At 66.4% G+C, this 25,349-nt stretch carries 22 protein-coding genes; 17 read left to right on the top strand and 5 right to left on the bottom strand.

What is annotated here, in order from left to right; genetic code table 11:
• Nucleotides 1-28: 28 nt before the first annotated feature.
• A complete protein-coding gene (locus ACEN98_RS31365) occupies nucleotides 29-1,345 on the bottom strand; it encodes a hemolysin family protein (protein ID WP_413388743.1) in 1,317 nt (438 codons plus the stop codon).
• A gap of 71 nt (nucleotides 1,346-1,416) precedes the next feature.
• Nucleotides 1,417-2,697, bottom strand: a complete 1,281-nt coding sequence (hmgA, locus tag ACEN98_RS31360; RefSeq protein ID WP_413389119.1) for a homogentisate 1,2-dioxygenase — start codon at nucleotides 2,695-2,697, stop codon at nucleotides 1,417-1,419.
• Between the two features lie 136 nt (nucleotides 2,698-2,833).
• Between hmgA and ACEN98_RS31355 the strand changes: the two genes are divergently transcribed.
• From ACEN98_RS31355 to ACEN98_RS31325, 7 genes are all read left to right on the top strand, one after another.
• Nucleotides 2,834-3,739, top strand: coding sequence for a LysR family transcriptional regulator (locus ACEN98_RS31355; RefSeq protein WP_413388742.1), 906 nt, complete (start codon nucleotides 2,834-2,836; stop codon nucleotides 3,737-3,739).
• 52 nt (nucleotides 3,740-3,791) lie between these two features.
• A complete protein-coding gene (gene hppD / locus ACEN98_RS31350) occupies nucleotides 3,792-4,871 on the top strand; it encodes a 4-hydroxyphenylpyruvate dioxygenase (RefSeq protein ID WP_413388741.1) in 1,080 nt (359 codons plus the stop codon).
• A gap of 268 nt (nucleotides 4,872-5,139) precedes the next feature.
• Nucleotides 5,140-5,940 carry a TorF family putative porin gene (locus tag ACEN98_RS31345; RefSeq protein ID WP_413388740.1) on the top strand — a complete coding sequence of 267 codons (801 nt, stop codon included), beginning with the start codon at nucleotides 5,140-5,142 and terminating at the stop codon, nucleotides 5,938-5,940.
• A gap of 14 nt (nucleotides 5,941-5,954) precedes the next feature.
• Nucleotides 5,955-7,964, top strand: coding sequence for a methyl-accepting chemotaxis protein (locus ACEN98_RS31340; protein WP_413388739.1), 2,010 nt, complete (start codon nucleotides 5,955-5,957; stop codon nucleotides 7,962-7,964).
• Nucleotides 7,965-8,012: 48 nt separating this feature from the next.
• A complete protein-coding gene (locus ACEN98_RS31335; RefSeq protein WP_413388738.1) occupies nucleotides 8,013-9,431 on the top strand; it encodes an SH3 domain-containing protein in 1,419 nt (472 codons plus the stop codon).
• Nucleotides 9,432-9,474: 43 nt separating this feature from the next.
• A complete protein-coding gene (locus ACEN98_RS31330) occupies nucleotides 9,475-9,837 on the top strand; it encodes a CidA/LrgA family protein (protein WP_413344709.1) in 363 nt (120 codons plus the stop codon).
• Entirely contained in the window at nucleotides 9,830-10,570 is a 741-nt protein-coding gene (locus tag ACEN98_RS31325) for an LrgB family protein (RefSeq protein ID WP_413388737.1), read from the top strand. Before ACEN98_RS31330 ends, ACEN98_RS31325 begins: the two co-directional genes overlap by 8 nt.
• A 104-nt stretch (nucleotides 10,571-10,674) precedes the next feature.
• On the opposite strand, the gene ACEN98_RS31320 is transcribed toward ACEN98_RS31325, so the two are convergent.
• Nucleotides 10,675-11,259, bottom strand: coding sequence for a hemerythrin domain-containing protein (locus ACEN98_RS31320; RefSeq protein ID WP_413388736.1), 585 nt, complete (start codon nucleotides 11,257-11,259; stop codon nucleotides 10,675-10,677).
• Between the two features lie 341 nt (nucleotides 11,260-11,600).
• Here ACEN98_RS31320 and ACEN98_RS31315 point away from each other — a divergent pair, with 341 nt between their 5' ends.
• The 3 genes from ACEN98_RS31315 (at nucleotide 11,601) to ACEN98_RS31305 (ending at nucleotide 15,045) form a co-directional block, all read left to right on the top strand.
• Entirely contained in the window at nucleotides 11,601-12,542 is a 942-nt protein-coding gene (locus tag ACEN98_RS31315) for a manganese catalase family protein (RefSeq protein WP_413344715.1), read from the top strand.
• Between the two features lie 111 nt (nucleotides 12,543-12,653).
• Nucleotides 12,654-13,568, top strand: coding sequence for a ZIP family metal transporter (locus tag ACEN98_RS31310; protein WP_413388735.1), 915 nt, complete (start codon nucleotides 12,654-12,656; stop codon nucleotides 13,566-13,568).
• Nucleotides 13,569-13,677: 109 nt separating this feature from the next.
• Nucleotides 13,678-15,045 (top strand): family 43 glycosylhydrolase, encoded by a 1,368-nt coding sequence (locus ACEN98_RS31305; protein ID WP_413388734.1) that lies wholly within the window; start codon nucleotides 13,678-13,680, stop codon nucleotides 15,043-15,045.
• Nucleotides 15,046-15,214: 169 nt separating this feature from the next.
• Here ACEN98_RS31305 and ACEN98_RS31300 read toward each other — a convergent pair whose 3' ends face one another.
• Nucleotides 15,215-16,561 (bottom strand): MFS transporter, encoded by a 1,347-nt coding sequence (locus ACEN98_RS31300; RefSeq protein WP_413340390.1) that lies wholly within the window; start codon nucleotides 16,559-16,561, stop codon nucleotides 15,215-15,217.
• A gap of 149 nt (nucleotides 16,562-16,710) precedes the next feature.
• Here ACEN98_RS31300 and cyoA point away from each other — a divergent pair, with 149 nt between their 5' ends.
• From cyoA to ACEN98_RS31265, 7 genes are read left to right on the top strand one after another with little or no spacing between them, the layout of a single operon-like run.
• Nucleotides 16,711-17,733, top strand: a complete 1,023-nt coding sequence (gene cyoA, locus ACEN98_RS31295) for a ubiquinol oxidase subunit II (RefSeq protein ID WP_413388733.1) — start codon at nucleotides 16,711-16,713, stop codon at nucleotides 17,731-17,733.
• A 2-nt stretch (nucleotides 17,734-17,735) separates the two neighbouring features.
• Nucleotides 17,736-19,739, top strand: coding sequence for a cytochrome o ubiquinol oxidase subunit I (cyoB, locus tag ACEN98_RS31290; RefSeq protein ID WP_413388732.1), 2,004 nt, complete (start codon nucleotides 17,736-17,738; stop codon nucleotides 19,737-19,739).
• On the top strand, nucleotides 19,732-20,367 hold the full coding sequence (gene cyoC / locus ACEN98_RS31285; protein WP_413340396.1) for a cytochrome o ubiquinol oxidase subunit III: 636 nt from the start codon (nucleotides 19,732-19,734) through the stop codon (nucleotides 20,365-20,367). The genes cyoB and cyoC overlap by 8 nt, the downstream gene beginning before the upstream one ends.
• Nucleotides 20,364-20,783, top strand: coding sequence for a cytochrome o ubiquinol oxidase subunit IV (cyoD, locus tag ACEN98_RS31280; RefSeq protein WP_413388731.1), 420 nt, complete (start codon nucleotides 20,364-20,366; stop codon nucleotides 20,781-20,783). The genes cyoC and cyoD overlap by 4 nt, the downstream gene beginning before the upstream one ends.
• On the top strand, nucleotides 20,783-21,577 hold the full coding sequence (locus tag ACEN98_RS31275; protein ID WP_413388730.1) for an SURF1 family protein: 795 nt from the start codon (nucleotides 20,783-20,785) through the stop codon (nucleotides 21,575-21,577). The genes cyoD and ACEN98_RS31275 overlap by 1 nt, the downstream gene beginning before the upstream one ends.
• Nucleotides 21,561-22,907, top strand: coding sequence for an ATP-binding protein (locus ACEN98_RS31270; protein ID WP_413388729.1), 1,347 nt, complete (start codon nucleotides 21,561-21,563; stop codon nucleotides 22,905-22,907). The genes ACEN98_RS31275 and ACEN98_RS31270 overlap by 17 nt, the downstream gene beginning before the upstream one ends.
• Entirely contained in the window at nucleotides 22,894-23,445 is a 552-nt protein-coding gene (locus tag ACEN98_RS31265) for a response regulator transcription factor (RefSeq protein WP_413388728.1), read from the top strand. The genes ACEN98_RS31270 and ACEN98_RS31265 overlap by 14 nt, the downstream gene beginning before the upstream one ends.
• A gap of 123 nt (nucleotides 23,446-23,568) precedes the next feature.
• Here the strand turns inward: ACEN98_RS31265 and ACEN98_RS31260 are convergent, their stop codons facing one another.
• On the bottom strand, nucleotides 23,569-25,209 hold the full coding sequence (locus tag ACEN98_RS31260; RefSeq protein WP_413388727.1) for an alpha-L-fucosidase: 1,641 nt from the start codon (nucleotides 25,207-25,209) through the stop codon (nucleotides 23,569-23,571).
• Between the last annotated feature and the right edge of the window lie 140 nt (nucleotides 25,210-25,349).

Genomic DNA, 25,349 nt, shown 5'->3' with positions numbered 1-25,349 from the left:
GTGAAACAGGCCGCCGGTTCCGCCCGCGTCAGGTGCGCGCCGGCGGCGCAGGCAGATGAAAAGCCAGCAGCCGGTCGATGCGGTTGCCGTCCATGTCGACCACTTCGAACCGCCAGCCTTCCCAGTCCAGCCGGTCGCCCGCGCGGGGAATCACGGCGAGCTGGTACAGCATGAAGCCGGCCAGCGTGTGGTAGGCGCCGCTGTCCTCGTCGGGGAAGTCGATGTCGGCGCCCGTGAGGTAGCGGAAGCGGTCGAGCACCATGCCGCCGTCGACGAACCAGCTGCCGTCGTCGCGCCGGACGGCGTCCGGCTGGCCGTGGTCGCTCGTCGGCGTGACGTCGCCCACGAGCGCGCTCATCACGTCGGTCAGCGTGATCATGCCCTGGATGTCGCCGTATTCGTCCACGATCATCGCCAGCTCGGCGCGGTGCTGCCTCAATTGTTCCAGCAGGTCGATGGCGCTGCTCGATTCGGGCAGGTACAAGATCGTCTCCAGGGCGGCCTCGATGTCGATGCCGGCCAGCGACTGCGTGCGGATCGCCTGGCCGAACAGGTTGCGCGCACGCACGATGCCAAGCACCTGCGAGCGGTCGCCGCGGTACACGGGGAAGCGGCTGTACGGCGATTCCGCGATGCGCGCGAGGTTGCGTTCCAGCGGCTGGTCGAGGTCGAGGAATTCCAGGTCGACCCGGGGCGTCATCAGCGCGCGCAGGTGCCAGTCGTCGAGCCGCAGGGCGCGCGCGGCGATGTCGTACTCCGCCTTCTCGAACACACCCGCGTCCGTGCTTTCCTTGATCATGCCCGTGACGTCTTCCTCGGTCGGCGTCTCGTCCTTGTGGTGGTGCATGCCGAGCAGGCGCATGATCCCGTCCGTCGTCATCGCGAGCAGCCGCACGAACGGATGCGCGAGACGGGCCATGAATTGCAGCGGGCGCGCGATCATGGCCGCCATCGTTTCCGGATACAGGATCGCGATGCGCTTGGGCACGAGCTCGCCCAGCACGATCGAGAAGAACGTGATGCCGGCCACGACGATCGCGAGCGCGGCGAGCCGCGCATAGCCGTCCGGTACGCCCATCCCGGCGAGCGCCGGCGTCAGGCGCGCCGTGAGCGACGCTTCGCCGAACGCGCCGTTGAAGATGCCGATGAGGGTGATGCCTACCTGCACGGTGGAGAGGAAGCGGCTCGGATCGTCATGCAGGTCGAGCGCGGTACCGGCGCCGCGCCGGCCCTCGTCGGCCATCTTTTCCAGGCGCAGGCGCTTGGCGGACACCACCGCGAGCTCCGACATGGAGAACACGCCGTTGAGCAGGATGAGGGCGAGGATGATGACGATGTCGACCATGCGGGTCCCGTGTGAGCCGGTTGAGGCTCATGATCGCATGAGGGTATCGGGTCAAGTCGCACAGAAGCCGCTCAAGGTTTTGCCGGATTGAAATGCTTGGCAATCCCCGCCCAGCAGTCCTGGTAATTCCCCTGCAACTGCGGCGACTGCAGCGCGTACGGCGTCGCCACCAGCGGATTGCGCGTCTCGAACATGAACGCCATCGTGTCCGTCACCTTGTGCGGCCGGCTCGTGTCCGCGCTGCTCGCCTTGTCGAACGTGGCCGCGTCCGGACCGTGCCCGCTCATGCAGTTGTGCAGGCTCGCACCGCCGGGGACGAAACCTTCCGCCTTCGCATCGTAGGCGCCGTGCACGAGGCCCATGAATTCGCTCGCGACATTGCGGTGGAACCAGGGCGGGCGGAACGTGTCCTCGCCGGCCAGCCAGCGCGGCGGGAAGATCACGACATCCAGCGTGTCGACGCCCGGCGTGTCGGACGGCGCCTGCAGCACGAGGAAGATCGACGGGTCCGGGTGGTCGTAGCTGATCGAGCCGATCGTGTTGAAATGGCGCAGGTCGTATTTGTACGGTGCGTAGTTGCCGTGCCAGGCCACGACGTCCAGCGGCGAATGGTGGATGCCCGCGCGCCACAGGTTGCCGCCGAATTTCGCGACGAGCTCGAAATCGCCCTCGACGTCTTCGTAGCGGGCGACCGGCGTCAGGAAATCGCGCGGGTTGGCGAGGCCGTTCGAGCCGATCGGACCCAGGTCCGGCAGGCGCAGCAGGGCGCCGAAGTTCTCGCAGACATAGCCCCGTGCCGCGCCGTCCGGCAGGTCGATGGCAAATCGCACGCCGCGCGGGATGACGGCGATTTCCTGCGGCTCGACGTCGACCAGGCCGAATTCCGTGGCGATGGCGAGGCGCCCCTGCTGCGGCACGACCAGCAGCTCGCCGTCGGCCGAATAGAAATAGCGCCCGCGCATCGAGCGGTTCGCGGCGTAGAGGTAGATCGCGCAGCCGGACATCGCGGCTGGCGAGCCGTTGCCGGCCATCGTCACGAGGCCGTCGACGAAATCGGTGGGCGCGTCCGGCATCGGCAGCGGGCTCCAGCGCATCTGGTTCGGCGACGCCGCCACGCCGTCGAAGCCGGCGGCGATGCGGCCATTGCCCATCGCCTCGAACGGCCCGTGCATCGCGGCCGGGCGGATGCGGTACAGCCACGAGCGGCGGTTGTGGCTGCGCGGCGCCGTGAACGCCGTGCCAGACAATTGTTCCGCGTACAGACCATAAGCGACGCGCTGCGGCGAATTGCGGTGCGCCGGCAGTGCGCCGGGCAGGGCCTCCGTCGCGAATTCGTTGGCAAAGCCGGACATGTAGCGGTCGGATGAAGCGGTCAAGGGTCTCTCCAGATTGCGTGGCGTTTACGACACTCTAGAGGAGCGCGGCCGGTTTTACGAGATGAATACAAAAATGTAGACTATTTAGACCATCAATAACCCTATCTCCCGCATGATCGAACCCTCTAGCATCGACCTGAATCTGTTATCGGTATTTCAGGAGGTCTACCGCGAACGCCAGATCTCGGCCGCCGCAAGGCGTCTGGGCCTGACGCAATCGGCCGTTAGCAATGCGCTGGCCCGGCTGCGGCGCACGTTCGGCGACGAGCTGTTCGTGCGCACGGCGCACGGGATGCAGCCCACCCCGCTCGCGCAGCAGATGGCCGAGCCGATCGGCGCCGCGATGGCCCAGGTGGCACTGGCCCTGTCGCAGCGCAGCCGCTTCGACCCGGCCACGAGCGCCCGCCGCTTCACGTTGGCGATGACGGACGTGGGCGAGGTGTATTTCATGCCCGTACTGATCGAGCGCTGCCGCACGGCGGCGCCGAACGTCGAGATCGCGTCGCTGCGGGCGAACGGGCTGACCCTGAAGGACGATATGGAGACGGGCAGGGTGGACCTGGCGATCGGCGCGTTCGAGGACGTGTCGGACGCGCTGTACCACCGCGCGCTGTTCCGCCAGCCGTTCGTGAGCATGTTCCGCAAGGACCATCCGCTGGCGAAGGGCAAGGTGGACCTGGAGCGGTTCGTGGCGGCGCCGCACCTGATCGTCGATGCGGCCCAGAGTCCTTACGACCGCATCAATGGATTGCTGGAAAAGGCCGGGGTGACGGCCGGGGCCCGGTTCCGGGTGCCGCATTTCACCGCGGTGCCGTACATCGTCAGCACGAGCGAGCTGGTGGTGACGGTGCCGCAAAAACTGGCCGAAAGCGCGGCAAGCCCGTTCGGCCTGAAGTGGATCGAGCCGCCGCTCGCCCTGCCGGCGTTGCAGACCAACGTCTTCTGGCACCGGCGCTTCAACCACGATCCCGGCATCCAGTGGCTGCGGGGACTGATTGGCGACGTGTTCGCGGAATGACGGGCGAACGCGCCGGGAGGCGCGAACATTTTAATGAGAAGAGGAATAGACAATGGCCGACCTGTTTGACAATCCGATGGGGCTGATGGGCTTCGAGTTCGTGGAATTCGCGTCGCCCACCCCGGGCGTGCTGGAGCCCGTGTTCGAAGCGCTGGGCTTCACCAAAGTGGCCGTGCACCGCTCGAAGGACGTCGTGCTGTACCGCCAGGGCGACATCAACTTCATCGTCAACAACGAGCCGAAAAGCGCCGCCTATTACTTCGCGGCCGAGCACGGCCCGTCGGCCTGCGGCATGGCCTTCCGCGTCCAGAACGCCCATAAAGCCTACGCGCGCGCGCTCGAGCTGGGCGCCCAGCCGCTGGACATCCCGACCGGCCCGATGGAGCTGCGCCTGCCCGCCATCAAGGGCATCGGCGGCGCGCCGCTGTACCTGATCGACCGCTTCGAAGACGGTAAATCGATCTATGACATCGACTTCGAATGGATCGACGGCACGGAACGCCACCCGGCCGGTCACGGCCTGAAGCTCATCGACCACCTCACGCACAACGTCTACCGCGGCCGCATGTCGTACTGGGCCGGTTTCTACGAGAAGCTGTTCAACTTCCGCGAGATCCGCTACTTCGACATCAAGGGCGAGTACACGGGCCTGACCTCGAAGGCGATGACGGCACCGGACGGCATGATCCGCATCCCGCTGAACGAGGAGGGCAAGGCGGGCGGCGGCCAGATCGAGGAATTCCTGCTCAAGTACAACGGCGAAGGCATCCAGCACATCGCGCTGCTCACGGACGATATCTTCTCGACCGTCGACGGCCTGCGCGCCGCGGGCGTGCCGCTGATGACCGCGCCGCCGGCCACCTATTACGAGATGCTGGAAACGCGCCTGCCCGGCCACGGCCAGGACGTCGAGGCGCTGAAGGCGCGCGGCCTGCTCGTCGACGGCACGACCGAAGGGGGCACGCAACGCCTGCTGCTGCAGATCTTCTCGGAAACGCAGCTGGGCCCCGTGTTCTTCGAATTCATCCAGCGCAAGGGCGACGAGGGCTTTGGCGAAGGTAACTTCAAGGCGTTGTTCGAGTCGATCGAGCGCGACCAGTTGCGCCGTGGGGCGCTGAAGACCGCCGCCTGATTCGTGACCGGCATGGTGGGCTCGGGGAGCCCACCTACGATCGGTTACGGTAGCGGCACGCGGACAAGAAATCAAACATTTTCAAGGTGTTAAGCGATTTTTGCGAACACCTGTGCACTTCATTTCCAGACAAATACCGGAGTGTTGCGCGCACGTCTCATTCGCCCGTTTCCCACAGATTTTCTCATCGGTTTGTAACCAAAAGCCACAAGCTCGGCACTAGAATTTCCGTACGGCATCAATACCTACTGAAATTCAACCACAAACCATGACTACCCGGCGCCTTGCTCCGTTAACCTTCCTGCTGCTGGCCGCGGCTTCGTCCGCGCACGCCGGCGAATCCGGCGCGCCGCTGACGGCGGAGGTGCCCGCCGACGACCCGCTCAGCGCCACCGTCGCCGTCAGCTCGCAATACGTCTCGCGCGGCATCCGCCAGACGTGGGGCGGCCCCGCAGCGATGGCCGGCATCGACTATGCGCATCCGAGCGGCTGGTCGGCCGGCACGTCCGTCGTCAACGTCAGCGACAGGTTCATCGAGAGCGGCACCGTCGAATGGGACCTGTACGGCGGCTACAGCGGCAGCGCGGGTCCCGTCGGCTGGTCCGCGATGGTCTACTGGTACAAATACCCGGGCGCGCGCATCAGCGCGACGGACACGTCGTTCGACTACGGCGAGCTGGCGGCCGGCGTGGCCTGGAAATCGCTGTACGCCCGCTACAACTACACGTTCAGCCGCGACTTCTTCGGCATCGCGAATGCCCGCGGCACCGGCTACCTCGACGTCGGCGCCGACCAGCCCCTGACGAAGTCACTGACCCTGAACCTGCATGCCGGCGACGGCCGCGTGGCCGGCAGCGGCAACGGTATCTGGGACTGGCGCGACCTGAAGGCCGGCCTGACGCACAAGCTCGAAGACGGCTGGACCGTTGCCCTGAACTACACCCGTGCCATCGGTGCGACCGGCATCTACAACGGCTACACGACGGGCGTGCCGCGCCGCGACGGCCGCCTGGCCGTGGCGAACGTCGCGCGCCGCGCCGTCGTGTTGTCGCTGACCCGCAAATTTTGAATCGAGGAGAAACAATGCGTCGCAACCCCCTGTCGTCTCTCTCGCTGACCGCGAAGATCTGCGCGACGGCCACTACGCTCGTCGTGCTGAGCCTCGCGGTCACGTCGGCCGTCATCGCCGTGCGCAGCAGCGGCACCGCCGAGGACGCGAGCATGCACCAGGCCCGCACGTCCGCGCGCGAAGCCGCCGCCGCCGTGCAGGCGCAGATCGGTACCAAGCTGGGCGCCGTCACCAACCTTGCCGCCGCGATGAGCGCGCTGCGCGAAGCGGACATCGCGCCGTCGCGTCCGCAGGTGTCCGCGATGACACAAGGCATGCTGCGCAGCTTTGGTGACCTGATCGGTGGTGCCGTGACCTGGGAGCCGGACGCGCTGGACGGCAAGGACGCCGACTTCGCGGGCAAGGCGCCGGAATATGACGCGACCGGCCGCTACATGCCGTACTACACGCGCAACCCGGACGGCACGCTGCACGTGGAACCGATCGTGTTCCCGACCACCCCGGGCGCGAACGACTGGTACGACATCCCCAAGGCCACGCGCAAGGTATTCTTCACCGAGCCGTACGGGTATGCCGTCAACGGCAAGAACATCATGATGGCGTCGCTGGTGGCGCCGATCCTCGTCAAGGGCGAGTTCCGCGGCGTGGCCAGCGCCGACTTCCAGCTCGCGCACCTGGGCGAGATCCTCGGCAAGATCAAGGTCATCGACGGCGGCGGCCTGTCGCTCGTCTCCAACGGCGGCCTGTATGCGAGCCACCCGGATACGAGCCGGAACGGCAAGAAGGCCGACGACCTGCCGCCCGCCGCGCTCGCGGCCGTGCGCGCCGGCCAGACCTATGAATACATCGACACGACCGGCGTCGTGCACCTGCTGCAGCCGCTGCGCCTCCACCCGGACCTCGCGCCGTGGGCCGTCAAGCTGTCGTTCCCGCGCGCTGTCGCCACGGCCAGCGCGCGCCAGCTGATGGGCTATTCGCTGTTCGCGTCGCTGGTCTGCGCGATCGTCGCGGCCATCGTGATGGTGACCGTGCAGCGCCGCCTGACCCGCCCGTTGCGCGTCCTCGGCGCCACCATGACGGACCTCGCCAGCGGCAACGCCGACCTGAACGCCCGCCTGGACGCGAAGGGCACCGACGAGCTGGCACGGATCGCCGCCGGTTTCAACGGCTTCGTCACCAAGATCCAGGAAGTGCTGGTGCAGGTGCGCGCGAGCGCCGGCAGCGTCGCGGCCGCGAGCGTCGAGATCAGCCAGGGCAACATGGACCTGTCCGGCCGCACCGAGCAGCAGGCCGGCGCGCTAGAAGAGACGGCGGCGTCGATGGAACAGCTCACGTCGACCGTCGGGCAGAACGCCGACAATGCGCGCCAGGCCAACCAGCTCGCGCTCTCCGCGTCGGAGACGGCCCGCCGCGGCGGCGCCGTCGTCGCCGAAGTCGTGGAGACGATGGCCGCGATCGACACCGCGTCGCGCAAGGTCGTCGACATCATCGGCGTGATCGACAGCATCGCGTTCCAGACCAATATCCTCGCACTGAATGCGGCCGTCGAGGCGGCACGTGCGGGCGAGCAGGGCCGCGGTTTCGCCGTCGTCGCGTCGGAAGTGCGGGGGCTGGCCCAGCGCAGCGCGGCCGCCGCGAAGGAGATCAAGGCCCTGATCGGCGATGCGTCCGGCAAGGTGGAAGCGGGCAGCGCGCTCGTGCGGGACGCCGGCCGCACGATGGACGACGTCGTGTCCAGCGTGCGCCGCGTGAGCGACATCGTGGCCGAAATTTCGGCCGCCAGCGCGGAGCAGAGCACGGGCATCGGCCAGGTCAACCAGGCCATCGTGCAGATGGACGGCACGACACAGCAGAACGCCGCCCTCGTCGAAGAGGCGGCCGCCGCGGCGGACAGCCTGCAGCAGCAGGCGGACCTGCTCGTGTCGCTGGTGGGCCAGTTCAAGCTCGAGGGCGCGGCGCCGGCGCCGGTGCGTCCGGCCGTCGCCGCGCGGGGGGGGCCGCTGAAGGCGCTGGCCGCCGCGTAAACGTTCACGTTGGGCTACACTTCCGGATCCACGATCCGGAGGAGACCCATGCATACGACAGCAGCGCACAACGCCGCACGTCATTTCCTGGCCGCCATCGCCTGCGGCCTCGCCATCGCGGGCGCCGCTACCGCCGCCCAGCCGGCCGTGTCGAGAGCGGGCATCCCCGCCTTCGACGAGGCGATGCTGTCCCCCGACTACTGGATCCGGCGCGCACCCGGGCCGGACGCCGTGCTGCTGGACGCCCGCGCCACCGCCGCGCAGCGGGCCGCCGCGTACGCGCCCGGCGGCGGCTTCGTCGACGTCCGCAAGCTGCCCGCGACCCTCACGCGCGGCCAGGTGCTCGACTGGATCCGCGGCGCGGAACAGCAGACGCCCGTCAAGGTCGCGGTCGACGCCGCCGGCCATCCCGTCGGGCCGGACACCCTGCAGACCCTCCGCGACGCCACGGCCGCCGGGCAGGTCCCGGTGACGGCGCCGGCCCGCTACGGCCTCGCGGTACGCCGCGCGGCACTGCGCACCTACCCGAGCGACCGCGTGTTCTACGCGAGCCTCGACCAACCCGATTTCGAAAGCCTCACGGCCGGCACCCTGTTCCCGGGCGAGCCCGTGCTCGTCGCGCACGCGAGCGCGGACGGCCGCTGGCTGCTCGCCGTGACGACGCAGGGCCCGGCGTGGGTGCACGCCGACGACATCGCCATCGGCACGGCGGATGCGGTGTTCGGCTACGCGGCGCTGCCGCCTGGCCGCGTCGTCACGGGCGACCATGTGGCCACGGTCCACACGCGCGAGCTGCCTGCCGTGTCGCAGCTGGATCTCGACATGGGCGTGGCCCTGCCGCGCGCCGACGTGCCGCCCGACCAGCCGGTCAACGGCGCGAGTCCGTACGCATCGTGGCCCGTGCTGCTGCCCGTGCGCCAGGCCGACGGCTCGCTCGCGATCCGGCCGGCGCTGATTCGCCGCAGCGCCGATACGGCGCCGGGCTATTTGCCGCTCACGCGCGCGAACATCATCCGGCAGTCGTTCAAGCTGCTCGGCGAACGTTACGGGTGGGGCCACCAGTTCGACGCGCGCGATTGCAGCGGCTTGATCGCCGAGACCTACCGCACCATGGGCCTGCTGCTGCAGCACAGTTCCGGGCTGCAGGGGACGTCGACGGCGCTGAAACACCGCGCGTTCACGGCGGCCGACACCCACGAAACGCGCGTAAAAGCGGTGCGGGAGGCGCAGGTGGGCGACCTCGTCGTCGTGCCGGGCCACGTGCTGATGATCATCGGCCACGTGAACGGCGCGCCGTACGTGATCCAGGACGTGCCGTATGCCGTCTTCAAGGATCCGGCGACCGGCGCGCTGCGCAGGACGAAGCTGAACCAGGTCTCCGTCACGCCGCTGCTGTCGCTGTACGCCGACGACGAGAAGACGTATGTGGATGCGATGACGAGCCTCGTGCAGCCGACGCGGCGCTGAGCCGGATGCTATCCTTCGGGGAACCCACATCGAAGGAGGTCGCTTGCTGATCGCGTTTGCCGTACTGCTCGTTTTCCAGTGCCTGGGAGAGGGGCTCGTTTTCCTGCTCCGGCTCCCGGTGCCGGGTCCGGTGGCCGGCATGCTGCTGTTGCTGGTGGCGCTCGTCGCGTTCCCGCGCCTGCACGACACCGTGGAGGCGGGCGCGAACGAGTTGCTGCGCCATCTGTCGCTGCTGTTCGTGCCGGCGGGCGTGGGCATCATCGTCGCCGCGGCGAGCGGCAGCGGGCACTGGCTCGCGATCTGCGCGGCCGTCGTCGGCAGCACCCTGCTGACCCTTGCCGTAACGGCGCTCGTGCTGCGCGCGCTCACGCCCGCCCACAAGAACGGGGAGGGCCGCGATGTTTAATGTCGAGGAATTCACCCACTTCTGGGTCTACCTGTCCGCGTCGCCGCTGCTGGGCCTCACGGTCACGCTGTGCGCCTACGTGTGCGCGCAATGGGTCTATGCACGCTGCGGTTTTTCGCCGCTCGCCAATCCCGTCGCCATCGCGATCGCCCTCGTGAGCCTCGTGCTCGCGGCCAGCGGCATGTCGTACCAGCGCTATTTCGCCGGTGCGCAGTTCGTCCACTTCCTGCTCGGTCCCGCCACCGTCGCCCTCGCCGTGCCGCTCGCGCGCCAGATGCCGCGCCTGCGCCGCAGCCTGTTCCCGCTCGCGTGCGCGCTGGTGTCCGGGTGCGTGACGGCCATCGTCAGCGCGGTCGGCATCGCCGTGCTGATGGGCGCATCGCCCGAACTGGCGCGCTCGCTGGGCCCGAAGTCGGCCACGACGCCCATCGCGATGGCCGTGTCCGAGCACCTGGGCGGCGTGCCGGCGCTGACGGCCGTCCTCGTGATCGGCACGGGCATCTTCGGCGCCGTGACGGCGCGCTTCCTGATGAACGCCTTGCGCATCGATTCGCATGCGGCGCGCGGCCTCGCGCTCGGTGTCGCGTCGCACGGCATCGGGACCGCACGCGCGTTCCAGGTCAGTCCGGAGATGGGCGCGTACGCGGGCCTCGGCATGGGCATCAACGGCGTGCTCACGGCGCTGTTGGCGCCGTGGCTCGTGCCCTTGCTGCTGCGCTGGATGGGTCAGTAAGCGAAGAAGCCCGCAACCACGCGCGGACGCGATTGCGGGCGAGGCAGGCGCGCGGAACGCCATGCCGGGGGAGCGCAGGCGGCTTGCGCCGCTGCGGAAAAGGGTCAGGCGTGCGACGGCTTACGGCTAAAGGCGCGGGCCGCGAACAGGGCGCTGGCCACGCCGACGACGATGGCGGCCGTGCTGCCCGAGAAGCCGACGGCCGTGTTGGCCGCGATCTTGCCGGCCTTCGGCGTCACCAGTTCCAGGCGGCGCTTCGTCATCTGCGCGCCCAGCTCGGACAGGCGGTCCTTGCTGAGCGTCTGCTCGGCTTCCGGCAGCAGCACGGTTTCCTCGTCGGCCACGTGGTGCTGCACGTCGCGCATCAGTTCGAACACGAGTTCGTCGTGGCGCGGCGACTTCGGATCCGTGCGGCGCAGCTCCGCAATGACGGCGCGCATTTCGTCATGTTCCGGCTCGCTCTTGTCCATCACCTTCTGGTCGTGGGCGCGCGGGCGCATGACGGGATAGAAGATTTCCTCCTCCAGCGTCGCGTGGATTTCCAGCGCGTCGCAGATCGTCTCCGCCAGCGCTTTCTTGACGCTGGGGCGCTTGTCGCGGGTGTACTGGTGGAACGTCACCATCACGTGCGAGTGATCGAAGCGGATCATGTCGGTGATGGAAGGACTCAGTTTATTCAGGGAAAACATGATCGTCTCCTGTTGGCTGTGGGGTAGCGATAAATCCATGTTAGTGCCGACGCTAGAGCTCCCGCGTAGGAGGGCGCCGCACTGTCTTGTCGGCGGATGACGCACGGGCCGTCCGGCCCAGACTGGCAATCTTCGACTGTTTCCACGTGTTCAGAATCGCGCGCGGCTCGACAGGATGTCGCCTCCAATCCTACACAGACACGGCTTGGTTTCTGATTACTCGGCGCCGCAACGCTGCCAAGATGGCATCGACCGGTCGCGCTACGGCGCTTCCGTTTGTCCGCGCGGTAATGCAGGACGCGTTCCGCGCGGCCATCCAATCACACACTGGAGGAATCGGAATGTTTGCACATAACAAACGCCTGCAGTACACCGTGCGTGTCAGTGAACCAAATCCGGGGCTGGCCAACCTGATGCTCGAACAGTTCGGCGGCCCGCAGGGCGAACTGGCCGCGGCCATGCGTTACTTCACGCAGGCCGTCAGCGAAGACGATCCGGGCCGCAAGGACATGCTGTTCGACATCGCGACGGAAGAGCTGAGCCACCTCGAGGTGATCGGCCACATCGTCGCCATGCTCAACAAGGGCGCCAAGGGCGACCTGGCGGAAGCCGTCGACAGCGAAGCGGACCTGTACAAGAAGATCCAGGGGGCGGGCAACGACAGCCACGTGACCCAGGTGCTGTACGGCGCCGGCACGCCGCTGGTCAATTCGGCCGGCGTGCCGTGGACGGCCGCGTACATCGACACGATCGGCGAGCCGACCGCCGACCTGCGCTCCAACATCGCCGCCGAGGCGCGCGCCAAGATCGTCTACGAGCGCCTGATCGCGCTGACCGACGACCCGGGCGTGAAGGAAGCGCTGGGCTTCCTGATGACGCGCGAGATCGCGCACCAGAAGTCGTTCGAGAAGGCGCTGTACTCGATTCAGCCGAACTTCCCGTCCGGGAAGATGCCGGGCGACCCGCGCTTCGCCAACACCTACTTCAACATGTCGCAGGGCCCGGGCGAGATGCGCGGCTCCTGGAACCAGGGCGAGAACTGGGATTTCGTCACGGACCGCGAAAAGCAGATGGCCGTCGACGGCGGCACGGGCGAGGCCGAAGTCAGGCTGCCGGCCAAGAACGTCGACGTGCTCAAGCAGATGGCCGAGCGCACCATGTCCGATCCGAATGTCGACCCGACGACCGGTGCCGAACTCGGGATGGGGAACCAGACCCTCGCTGACGGCATGACCGTGCAGCCGGGTGCGCAGCCGAGCCCGGGGGCGCCGAAGCTTCACTAAGCCGTCGTCGTCGCGCAGGCGGGGACCCAAGTTTCGCGGCTCTGCCGAGGAAATTGGGCTCCCGCCTGCGCAGGAGCGACGGTGTGTTCATCTCCAACACCGAGCCCGCGCATGGAATCACCCCTGACCAAACCCGCCTCACTCTCCTGGATGCTGCGCCCCCGCCGCCTCGCCGGCTGCGCCGTCTGCCTCCTCGGCTGCGCCGTCCTGATCTTCACGGGCTTCGGCTACCTCGCCGGCGTGCTGCAGGACGTGCCCCACGTGCGCGGCGCCCTGGTCGGCGGTGCGACGGCCGCCGCCGCGACGGCGCTCGGCACCTTGCCCATCCTGCTGTCACAGAATTTTTCGAACCGCACCTACGACTGCTTCCTCGGCTTCGGCGGCGGCGTCATGCTCGGCGCGACCGCGTTCTCGCTCGTGATCCCCGCGCTGGCTGCGGCGAAGACGGGTGGCGCCGGCAACTGGGGCGCGAGCCTGTCCGTCGGTGCCGGCATCATGGCCGGGGCGGCGCTGCTGCTCGTCCTCGACCGCTGCATGTCGACCGACGGGATTCTGGCGCATGACGATCCCCGCACGGCGCACTCCCTGAAGCGCGCCTGGATGTTCGTGTGGGCCGTCGCGCTGCACAACCTGCCGGAAGGCCTCGCGATCGGCGTCGCGTATGCGGGGGTCGACATCGACAAGGCGAACTCGCTGGCGACCGGCATTTCGATCCAGGACGTGCCGGAAGGCCTCGTCGTCGCGCTGGCCCTGCGCACGGTCGGCTATGGACGGGGTTTGTCGGCGGCGCTCGGCGTCGCGTCCGGCCTGATCGAACCGGTGGCCGCCGTCGCCGGCGCCATCCTGATCGGCATCTCGGCCGGCCTGCTGCCGTTCGCGCTGGCCGCCGCAGCGGGCGCGATGCTGTTCGTGATCGTCAACGACGTCGTGCCGGAAGCGCAGCAGAACGGCAACGGCACGTGGGCCAGCGTGGCCCTCGTCTTCGGCTTCATCCTCATGACGGTGCTGGACACGGCACTCGGCTGATACCGAAATCGCAATCGCACCCCTGTTTTATTTCATTGGTGGCGCCGACCCGCATTGCCTAAGCTGGTGGCGGGTTCAACCCATATGTATAAATAAAACAGGAGACTCCATGTTTAAAAAGCTGCTGGCAGCATGCTGCCTCGCGCTCGGCTGCGCCTCGGCCGGGGCCATCGACCTGCTGGGCGTGAACAATGCCCACGACCCGGGTACCATCACGAAGGACGGCGACACGTATTTCAACTTCACGACCGGCACCGGCATCTGGTATTCCACGTCGAAGGATCTCAAGACGTGGGCTGCGGGGCCGGGCCCCGTGTTCGCCACGCCGCCCGGCTGGGTCACGCAAAAGATCCCGAATTTCTCCGGCTCGTACTGGGCGCCGGACGTGATCCAGATGAACGGCTATTACTACCTGTACTACTCGGTGTCGTCGTTCGGCACGTCGTCGTCCGCGATCGGCGTGGCGCGCAGTCTCTCGCTGAAGAACCCGAGCTGGCAGGACCTCGGCATCGTCGTGCAGTCGTACGGCGGCAGCGCCGAGGTCAACGCCATCGATCCCGCGCTGTTCCGCGACCATGACGGCAAGGTCTACCTGAGCTACGGCTCGTTCTTCGGCGGCATCGGCCTGGCCGAAATCAACCAATCCACCGGCAAGCTGGCCGGCAGCGTGACGACGATCTGGGGCGGCGGCGGACGCGACATCGAGGCGCCGTACATCACGCGCGACGGCGGCTATTACTACCTGTTCGTGAACCGCGGCAGCTGCTGCAAGGGCGTCGACTCCACGTATTACGTCGAAGTGCAGCGCGCGACGAACATCCGCGGCCCGTACTCCGGCACACGCACGATCCTGCCGGTCACCGACGGCAAGTACCGCGGCCCCGGCCACATCGCCGACCTGCGCCAGGACGGCTGCCACTTCGTTTCCACGCACTACTACGACCTGACGGACAACGGCAATGCGAAGCTGGACATCCAGCGCATGACGTACAGCGCCGGCTGGCCGGTCCTGACCCGCAACTTCACCGACTTCGCCGGCTGCGGCGGCATCAGCGACGGCGTCTACGCGTTCAAGTCGCGCCTGTCGGGCAAGGTGTTCGGCGTGGCGGGCGGTTCGACTGCGGACGGCGCACTGGTGCAGCAGTCGACCGATGCGAACGCGCGCCACCAGCAGTGGTATGTGATCGGGCATGGCGACGGGTACTACAGCATCATCAACGCCAACAGCCTGAAGAGCCTGGACGACTACAATAACTCCACGACCGCCGGCACGAACATCGCGCAGTGGGGCTACTGGGCGGGGCAGGGCCAGCAGTGGCGTTTCGCCAGCCCGGCAGCGGGTTACTACACGGTCGCGAACCAGCTCTCCGGCATGGTGCTGGACGTGCAAAACAAGAGCACGGCCGACGGCGCGCAGATCATCCAGTATCCGTCCAACGGGGGCGCCAACCAGCAGTGGTCGCTGATCCGGAAGTGAGGCAGCAGGGCGCACGCGTGTGAGGTGCGCCCACATCACCGGGGTCAGAGCCCTTTTTTTGGCAAGATTTTCTGAGCCATTTCCAAAAACCGGGCTCTGACCCCGGTTCTTGGCAACAAAAAAAGCCCCGGGGGTACCGGGGCTCGGCTTTGCTCTATATATATGTCGCTCAGTTGCGGATCTCGAGCGCCCGGTTCAGGCTCAGCGCGGCCAGCGAGCCGACGGCGCCGGACAGCAGGTACAGGCTGACGTAGCCGAGACCGAAGTTGGCGGCCAGGCCCAGTGCGACGAGCGGGGCGAACGCGGCGCCGACGAGCCACGCGAGATCCGACGTCAGGGCGGCGCCCGTGTAGCGGTACTGCGGCAGGAAGTTCGACGTCACGGCGCCCGCGGCCTGGCCGTACGACAGGCCCAGCAGCAGGAAGCCCACCAGGATGAACGTGTTCTGGCCGGTCACGCCGCCATCCATCAGGGTCGGGATGAAGCCGGAGAACAGGGCGATCAGCGCGGCCAGCGTGCCCAGCGTGTTGCGGCGGCCGAACTTGTCCGCGATGATGCCCGACGCCAGCACGCCGACGATGCCGAGACCCGCGCCCATCATCTGGACTTGCAGGAATTCGGCCATCGAACGGGTATCGTACAGCTGGATCCACGACAGCGGGAACACGGTCACGAGGTGGAACAGCGCATAGCTGGCCAGGGCGGCGAGGGCGCCGATGACGATGTTCGCACCCTGGTTGCCGATCACTTCGCGGGCCGGGGCCGGATCCAGCTCATGCTCGTCGAGCAGGTGGGTATAGTCCGGCGTCGAGACGAGGCGCAGGCGGGCGAACAGCGCGACGACGTTGATCGCGAAGGCGACGTAGAACGGATAACGCCAGCCCCAGACCAGGAAATCGTCCTGCGACAGCTCGGCCATCAGGTAGGAGAACAGGCCGGCGGCGATGATGAATCCCGTTGGTGCGCCAAGTTGTCCCAACATGGCGTACCATCCACGCTTGTTCTGCGGCGCATTGAGCGCGAGCAGCGACGGCAAGCCGTCCCACGACCCGCCCTGGGCAACGCCCTGGCCGATGCGCAGGATGGCCAGGGCGACGATGGACCACTCGCCCCAGCGGGAATAGGTGGGCAGCATCGAGATGGCGACCGTGGCGGAGCCCATCAGGAAGAGGGCGATGGTCAGCTTGATCTCGCGACTGTAATGACGCTGGATGACCATGAAGAACAGCGACGCGAGCGGCCTTGCCACATAGGCCAGCGCGAAGATGGCAAACGAGTACAGCGTACCTTCGAGCCGGTCCGCGAACGGGAAGAACACGGCGGGGAACACGAGGACCGAGGCGATCGCGTAAACAAAGAAGTCGAAGTATTCGGAAGCGCGGCCGATGACGACGCCGACCGCGATCTCTCCAGGCGCGATTTTCGTGTCGCGGCTGTTGATGTTCCGGGCCCCGGAGTGGGGTGCTGTGATGGGAGCGGCTCCTGCGCCGCCGTACGTGTTCGGGGTGCTCTGCATGTCTTCGTCTCCTTTTTCAGCCGGCGCCTTCTGGACCCTCTGAAATGCTGCAATACGGTAAAGGGTAGGACAAAACGTCCAATCGCCAAACGCACGCCGTTGGCGTTACATTAGCATGTTATTTTTCCCATGTAACGTAAAACACAAGCATGATTCCAAAGACCCTCCGTCGCGGAATGTTCCTCTCTCCCCTGTTAGCGCTGCTTTCCGGCTGTAACACGGTGGTGATGAACCCTTCCGGCGACATCGCCAAGCAAGAGGCGCAACTGATCATCGTTTCGGTGATCCTGATGCTGCTGATCATCGTTCCCGTCATGTTCCTGATCGTCTGGTTCGCGTACAAGTACCGCGCCAGCAACAAGGAAGCAGCCTATGAACCGGACTGGGACCACTCGACCAAGCTGGAACTCGTCATCTGGGGCGCGCCCCTCTTGATCATCATCGTGCTGGGTCTCGTGACCTGGATCTCGACGCACAAGCTGGATCCGTACCGTCCGCTGGACCGCATCGCCGAAGGGCGTCCGATCCCGGCATCCGCCAAGCCGCTGGTCATCCAGGCCGTGGCGATGGACTGGAAATGGCTGTTCATCTATCCGGAGCAGGGCATCGCGACGGTCAATGAACTGGTCGTGCCGGTCGACGTGCCGGTGCGCTTCAAGATCAGCGCGACCTCCGTCATGAATGCGTTCTACGTGCCCGAACTGGCGGGCATGATCTACGCGATGCCGGGCATGGAAACGACCCTGAACGCGGTCCAGAACAAAGCGGTCCAGTCGGTCGGCTTCTCGTCGAACTACAGCGGCGCCGGCTATTCCGACATGCGCTTCTCGTACCGTGGCGTGCCCCAGGGCGACTTCGACGGCTGGGTCCAGTCGGTCAAGTCCGCCAGCGCCAACCTCGACCGCGCAGGGTACCTGACGCTCGAAAAGCCGAGTATCAAGGAGCCGGTGCGCCACTACGCGGCGGTCGACAACGACCTGTTCTATCGCGTCCTGAACCGCTGCGTCGCCGACGGCGCCGTATGCATGGACAAGATGATGAACGACGACGCGAAGAAGGCCCGTGAAATGGCCATGCTGCGCCACGCGCCCCAACAAGCGGCAGCGACCCGCCTGGCCCAGGCCAACGGCGAGGTCTGCACTACGCCCAATGATTCTGTGAAGAAGAAGTAATCATGCACGAGCAATTTGACTTAGCGAAGTTGATCTTCGGTCGGCTCAGCTGGGAAGCGATTCCCTACCACGAGCCTATCCTGATCGGTACCTTTATCATGGTGGCACTGGGCGGCATCGTCGGCCTGGCGCTGCTGACCAAATTCAAGCTGTGGGGCTATCTCTGGAAAGAGTGGTTCACCAGTATCGACCACAAGAAGATTGGCATCATGTACATGGTGCTGGGTCTCGTGATGTTCCTGCGCGGCTTTGCCGACGCGCTGATGATGCGCGCCCAGCAGGCGTTCTCGTTCGGCGACTCGCACGGCTTCCTGCCGCCGCACCACTACGACCAGGTCTTCACCGCCCACGGCGTGATCATGATCTTCTTCGTGGCGATGCCGTTCGTGACGGGCCTGATGAACTACGTCGTGCCGCTGCAGATCGGCGCGCGCGACGTGGCGTTCCCGTTCCTGAACAACTTCTCGTTCTGGATGACGACCGCCGGCGCGATCCTCGTGATGGCCTCGCTGTTCGTCGGTGAATTCGCCCGTACCGGCTGGCTGGCGTTCCCGCCGCTGTCCGGCATCCTGGCGAGCCCGGACGTGGGCGTCGACTACTACATCTGGTCATTGCAGGTGGCGGGTGTCGGCACATTGCTGTCAGGCGTGAACCTGGTCGTCACCATCATCAAGATGCGCGCCCCGGGCATGGACCTGATGAAGATGCCGGTGTTCACCTGGACCGCCCTGTGCACCAACGTCCTGATCGTGATGGCCTTCCCGATCCTGACCGCCACGCTGGCCATGCTCGGCCTGGACCGCCTGTTCGACACGCACTTCTTCACGAACGAACTGGGCGGCAACGCCATGATGTACGTGAACCTGATCTGGATCTGGGGCCACCCGGAGGTGTACATCCTGATCCTGCCGGCGTTCGGCATCTATTCGGAAGTCGTCGCGACGTTCTGCAACAAGCGCCTGTTCGGCTACACCTCGATGGTGTACGCGACGGTCGTGATCATGGTCCTGTCCTACCTCGTGTGGCTGCACCACTTCTTCACGATGGGTTCGGGCGCGAGCGTGAACTCGTTCTTCGGCATCACGACGATGATCATCTCGATCCCGACGGGCGCGAAGATCTTCAACTGGCTGTTCACGATGTACAAGGGGCGCATCCGCTATGAACTGCCGATGATGTGGACCGTGTCGTTCATGATCACCTTCATCATCGGCGGCATGACCGGCGTGATGCTGGCGGTGCCGTCGGCCGACTTCGTGCTGCACAACTCGCTGTTCCTGATCGCCCACTTCCACAACGTCATCATCGGCGGCGTGCTGTTCGGCCTGTTCGCGGGCGTGAACTACTGGTGGCCGAAGATGTTCGGCTTCAAGCTGGACCGTAAATGGGGCGTGTACTCGTTCTGGCTGTGGTCGATCGGCTTCTGGGTCGCGTTCACGCCGCCGTACATCCTGGGCTTCATGGGCGTGACCCGCCGCATGAGCCACTTCGACGATCCGTCGATCCACTGGCTGTTCCAGGTCTCGCTGCTGGGCACCCTGATGATCGCCGCCGGTATCGGCTGCCTGCTGATGCAGATCTTCGTGTCGATCATGAACCGCAAGCAGCTGGCCGACGTGACGGGCGACCCGTGGGGCGGCCGTACGCTGGAATGGTCGACGTCGTCGCCGCCGCCGGACTACAACTTCGCGTTCACCCCGGTCGTGCACGACAACGATTCGTGGGCCGACATGAAGAAGAACGGCTACATGCGTCCGCTGAAGGACTTCGTGGCGATCCACATGCCGAAGAACACGTGGGCCGGTCCGGTCATCCCGGGCATCACGTTCGTGATGGCGTTCGGCATCATCTGGCACATGTGGCTGCTGGTCGGCGTGACGTTCGTCGCCATGCTCGCCGTCGCCATCTACCACACGTTCGATTACAAACGCGACTTCTACATCCCGGCGGACGAAGTGACCCGTACGGAAGAAGAACGCACCCGTTTGCTGGAAGCCCATGTCTGAGATTAACGTAACCCACGCCGGCGCCGCGAGCGCCGACCCGAGCTCGCGCTATTACGTGCGCGAGCACCATCCGGAGAACGGCACGCTGCTGGGCTTCTGGATCTACCTGATGAGCGACTGCCTCATCTTCGCCTGCCTGTTCGCGACCTATGCCGTTTTGGGCCGCAACTACGCGGGCGGCCCGTCGGGCGCCGAGATCTTCGAGCTGCCGACCGTCGCACTGAACACCGCGTTCCTGCTGTTCTCGTCGATCACGTATGGCTTCGCCATGCTGGCCGCGCAGAAGAAGAACGTCAAAGGCACGCTCGTCTGGCTCGCCATCACCGGCGTGCTGGGCGCCTGCTTCCTGTACCTGGAACTGGACGAGTTCGCGCACCTGATCCACGAAGGCTTCGGCCCGTGGCGCTCGGGCTTCCTGACCGCGTTCTTCTCGCTGGTCGGCACCCACGGCCTGCACGTGACCTTCGGTATCGTCTGGCTCGTCACGCTGATGTTCCAGGTGGGTAAGCACGGCATCAACGGTGCCAACTACCGCCGCCTCGCCTGCCTGTCGATGTTCTGGCACTTCCTGGACGTCATCTGGATCGGCGTGTTCACCTATGTTTATCTGATGGGAGTCCTGCCATGAGCGACCTTCACCACGCCCACGGCCATGACCACGGCCACGGGCACGGCCACCACGACGACGACCACCTGCACGCCCACGGCAGCTTCAAGGATTACACGATCGGTTTCATCCTGTCCGTGATCCTGACGGCGATCCCGTTCTGGCTCGTGATGACCCACCAGCTGGCACCGGGCACGACCAAGTTCGTGATCCTCGGCTTCGCGGCCGTCCAGGTCGTCGTGCACATGATCTACTTCCTGCACATGAACTCGAAGTCGGAAGGCGGCTGGAACATGATGGCGCTGATCCTCACGGCCATCCTGCTGTTCATCGTCCTGACCGGTTCGATCTGGGTCATGTACCACATGAACGCCAACATGATGCCCAACATGGGCAATGACGGCAGTTCGGTACACGGCATGCACGACATGCAGTAATGGCGAGGGACGATCGCGCAGCGGCACCGGCCGGCCGCAAGGGAGTCTCTCCCGTCCTGGCGGTGCTGGCATTGCTGCTGATCGTCCTCTTCGCCGGTCTGGGCACCTGGCAGGTGGTTCGCCTCCAGTGGAAACTGGACCTCATCGCACGCGTGGAAGCACGCGTGCACGCCGCCCCGGCGCCGCTGCCATCGCGCACGAGCTGGGCCGGCATCACGCCCGAATCCGCCGAGTACCGCCGCGTGCAACTGCACGGTACTTATCTCTACGATCTCACCACCCCCGTCCAGGCGCTGACCGAAGCCGGCAGCGGCTACTGGCTGCTCACGCCCATGTGCATGGCGGATGGGACCGTCGTCCTCGTCAACCGCGGCTTCATTCCCGCCGAACTGGGCGCACGCACGCGCTACACGCCGCAGCGCGCCACGGAAAATCCGTGCGCGAACGCCGGACCGGCGGCCGCCGTCACGGGTCTCCTGAGGACGAGCGAACATAACGGCGCGTTCACGCGCACGAACGACCCCGCGGCGAACCGCTGGTACACCCGCGACGTGGCCGCGATCGCCGCGGCGCGCGGCATCGCCACGGCACCGTTCTTCGTCGACGCCGCCGCCGGACAGAACCCGCCGGACAGCCCCGACCGGCCCGTCGGCGGCCTCACCGTCGTCAAATTTCCAAACAGTCACCTCGTGTACGCGTTCACTTGGTATGCTCTCGCCTTGATGGTGGCCGCCGCCTGGTGGTGGGTCGCCCGCCGCGGCAACGACCCCGAGAATGATGAACGACACGACTGACCTGCTGAAACGGATGTTCGAACGGGGCGCGGACAACGCCGCCGCCGTCGAATACGTCGCCGGCCACAAGAACATGCTGCAGCTGATCGAGCTGCGCTGGATCGCCGTCATCGGCCAGATCACGACCATCGCGGGCGCGATCCTCGTCTTCGACGTGCGCCTGCCGCTCGTGCAGATGCTCGAGGTGCTCGCGTGCCTCATCGCCTTCAACATCGCCAGCCACCTGCGCTGGCACGAACACCGGCCCGTCACGAACAACGAGCTGTTCCTCGCACTGCTCGTCGACGTGGCCAGCCTCACGATGCAGCTGTACCTGGCCGGCGGGACGACGAATCCGTTCGCGTTCCTGTACCTGCTGCAGGTGATCCTGTCGGCCGTGCTGCTGGAAGCGTGGTCGACGTGGACCATCGTCGCCATCACGCTCGCGTGCCTGGCCGGCCTGTCCGTGTTCGCGAAACCGCTCGCGCTGCCGTTCGACCATGCGCGCGGCATCTCCAGCCTGTACGTGCAGGGCATGCTGATCTGCTTCACGCTGAACGCGGCGCTGCTCGTCGTGTTCATCTCGCGCATCACGAATACCCTGAAAGCGAAGGCGGCCCAGCTGGCGGACCTGCGACAGCGCGCGGCCGAGGAAGACCACATCGTGCGCATGGGCCTGCTCGCGTCCGGCGCCGCGCACGAACTGGGCACGCCGCTCGCCACGTTGTCCGTGATCCTCGGCGACTGGAAGCGCATGCGCGAATTCAAGGCGAACCCCGACCTGCTGGAAGAGATCACGGAAATGGAGACGCAGCTGAAGCGCTGCAAATCCATCGTCAGCGGCATCCTGCTGTCGGCCGGCGAGACCCGTGGCGAATCGGCCGCGCGCACGACCATCCGCGGCTTCCTCGACAAGCTCGTCGCGGACTGGCAGCACAGCCGCCCCGTGCGCGGCTTCGACTACCGCAACCGGATCGAACACGACCTGCCGGTCGCCTTCGACTCCGCCCTGAAACAAACGATCGACAACGTGCTGGACAACGCGTTGGAGGCCTCGCCCGACTGGGTCGGCGTGGAAGCGGGTGTCGCCGACGGCACGCTCGTACTGACCGTGCTCGATCGCGGCCCCGGCTTCGCGCCGGCGATGCTGGCGCAGTTCGGCAAACCGTACCAGTCCAGCAAGGGCCGTCCCGGCGGCGGCCTGGGCCTGTTCCTCGTCGTGAACGTGGCCCGCACGCTGGGCGGTACCGTGCAGGCGGTCAACCGGCCGGAAGGCGGCGCCGCCGTCACGCTGACGTTGCCGCTGTCCGCGATCGCGCTCGAGAAGGAACTGGGACATGTCCATGGATGAAGACAATGACGACCGCCTCCTGCTGATCATCGAGGACGACGACGCGTTCGCGCGCACCCTCGGCCGTTCCTTCGAACGGCGCGGCTACCGGGTGCTGCAGGCGCCGGGCCTCGACGAAGCGCAGGAACTGCTGAAGGAACATGCGCCGGACTATGCCGTCGTCGACCTCAAGCTGAAGGGAAACAGCTCCGGCCTCGCGTGCGTGCAGATGCTGCATGCGCACGATCCGGACATGCAGATCGTCGTTCTGACGGGTTTTGCCAGCATCGGCACGGCCGTCGAGGCGATCAAGCTCGGTGCGCGGCAGTATCTCGCGAAACCGTCGAACACGGACGACATCGAGGCCGCCTTCGGCCACGTCGCCGGCAACACGGAGCTGGAACTGACGAACCGTACCACGTCGATCAAGACGCTGGAATGGGAGCGGATCCACGCCGTGCTGGCCGAGACGGATTTCAATATCTCGGAAGCAGCGCGCCGGCTCGGCATGCACCGCCGCACATTGGCGCGCAAGCTGGAAAAACAGCGCGTCAAGTAGAGCCGGCATCCGGGGCCGGGGGCCTCGAATGGAACGTGCCCACGCGTGACGCCTGCGTTCACGACCGTTCGCGTGGGCACAGGGGAGGGCGGGAGCCCCCACCCAACGACGCTCAACGCAGTTTCAAGCAAGCACCTTCAAGGCGAACGCATACGGCAGGGCGGGCGCCGTCGACGGCAGCGTGACCTTCAGCCCGTCCGCCGCCTGGCGGAACGCGAGCGGTGCACCGGTGCCGACGAGTTCGACTCGCGCGACCGGCTTCTTCAGGTGCCCGGCCGCCGTGCCCATCGCGGCGATGCCGATCTCGCGGCCGGCGGGCCAGCCCATCACGAACGCGTAGACGGCATCGCCCTTCGCCGTGAAGCGGATGTCGGCGGCCGTGAGCGGCGCGTTCTTCCCCTCGTTCATGCCCTGGTCCGTCAGCGGCGCCGTCCGGTGCTGCGCTGGACCTTCGCCGAACACGGCCCACGGCCGGGTATCGTAAATCGCGTCGCCGTGCACGGCCATCCAGCGGCCGATCTCCTCGACGATCGCCTGTTCCTTTTCGTCGATCGTGCCGTTGCCCCGCACGGGCACGCTGAGCAGCAGGTTGCCGTTCTTGCTGACGATGTCGACCAGCATGTGCACGACCTTCTGCGCGCTCTTGTACTCGTTGCGCTCATAGCCCGGGCGCGAGTAATGCCAGCCGCCGATGCAGGTGCACGTCTGCCAGGGCAGCGGTTCGATGGCGTTGCTCTGGCCGCGCTCGATGTCCCACACGAGGGAACGGCGCTGCCGCTCGTCGAGCATCTTGCCGTTGATGACCGCTTCCAGCCGGCCGCGCGTGGCGATGCTGCGGTTGTACATATGCGCGGCAATGCGCAGGCCCGCGTCGCTGAACGGCCAGAAGGGCAGGGCGGTGTCGTCGAAGTAGACGAGGTCCGGGTCGTACTTGTCGATCAGGTCGATGGTGCGGTCGTGGAAGTTGTCGACGTAGCGCCGCGACGGCAGCGTGGCTCCGCCGCCCCAGTCCCACTGCGCGCCCCATTCGGCCGGCTTGGTGGTCTTGCGGCTGAGCGGATGGGCCTGCGCGTACAACGCCTGCGGATCCAGTCCTTCCCACCACTGCCCCTTGCCGGCGGCCGCCGTGAGCACGCCGTCGTACGGGATGCCGGCGTACGGCCCAGCCTTGTCGGCGCCCTGGGCCACTTCGTACCAGGTCCACGCGTGGGCCGCGTGGACGCTGACGCCGAAGCGCAGGCCCTGCGCGCGCGCCGCCTTCGCCCAGCCGGCGATCAGGTCCTTCTTCGGCCCGATGCGCGTCGAATTCCAGTCGGGCTGGAAGCGGCTGTCGTACAGGTCGAAATTGTCGTGGTGGTTCGCGAGCGCGACGAAGTAGCGGGCGCCCGCCTTGCGGTACAGGGCGAGCAGGGCGTCCGGGTCCCATTGCGCCGCCTGCCATTGCCGGATCACGTCCTTGAAGCCGAACTTCGACGGGTGGCCGTATTTCTGCAGGTGGTGGCGGTACGCGTCGCTGCCTTCCTTGTACATATTGCGCGCGTACCAGTCGCCGAATTCCGGCTCGCACTGCGGACCCCAGTGGGCCCAGATGCCGAACTTCGCATTCCGGAACCAGTCCGGCGTGCGGTACGCGGCCAGCGAATCCCAGTCGTGCTTGAAAGGGCCGGGGGCGTTCGCCGCCAGCGCGGACCGCGGCAGGAGTGCGCTGGCGGCGAAGCCCGGCACGGTTGCGGCCAACCCGGCCAGGACCTGGCGTCGTTTCATGATGTCTCCGTGATGGTTTGGTTATCGATAACAGCCACACACGATTGTACGTTATAGATTCAAAACAATCAACGGCTCGGACATTCAGGGTGACGGGCGCGGCGCCGGCGCGGGCATCGGGCACGCTCAACGTTCCAGCC

Origin of the sequence: Massilia sp. CT11-137 (genome assembly GCF_047302885.1) — a bacterium.
Classification (GTDB): Bacteria; Pseudomonadota; Gammaproteobacteria; order Burkholderiales; family Burkholderiaceae_D; genus Telluria; species Telluria orientalis.
This window is presented reverse-complemented; position numbering and strand designations above follow the sequence as displayed.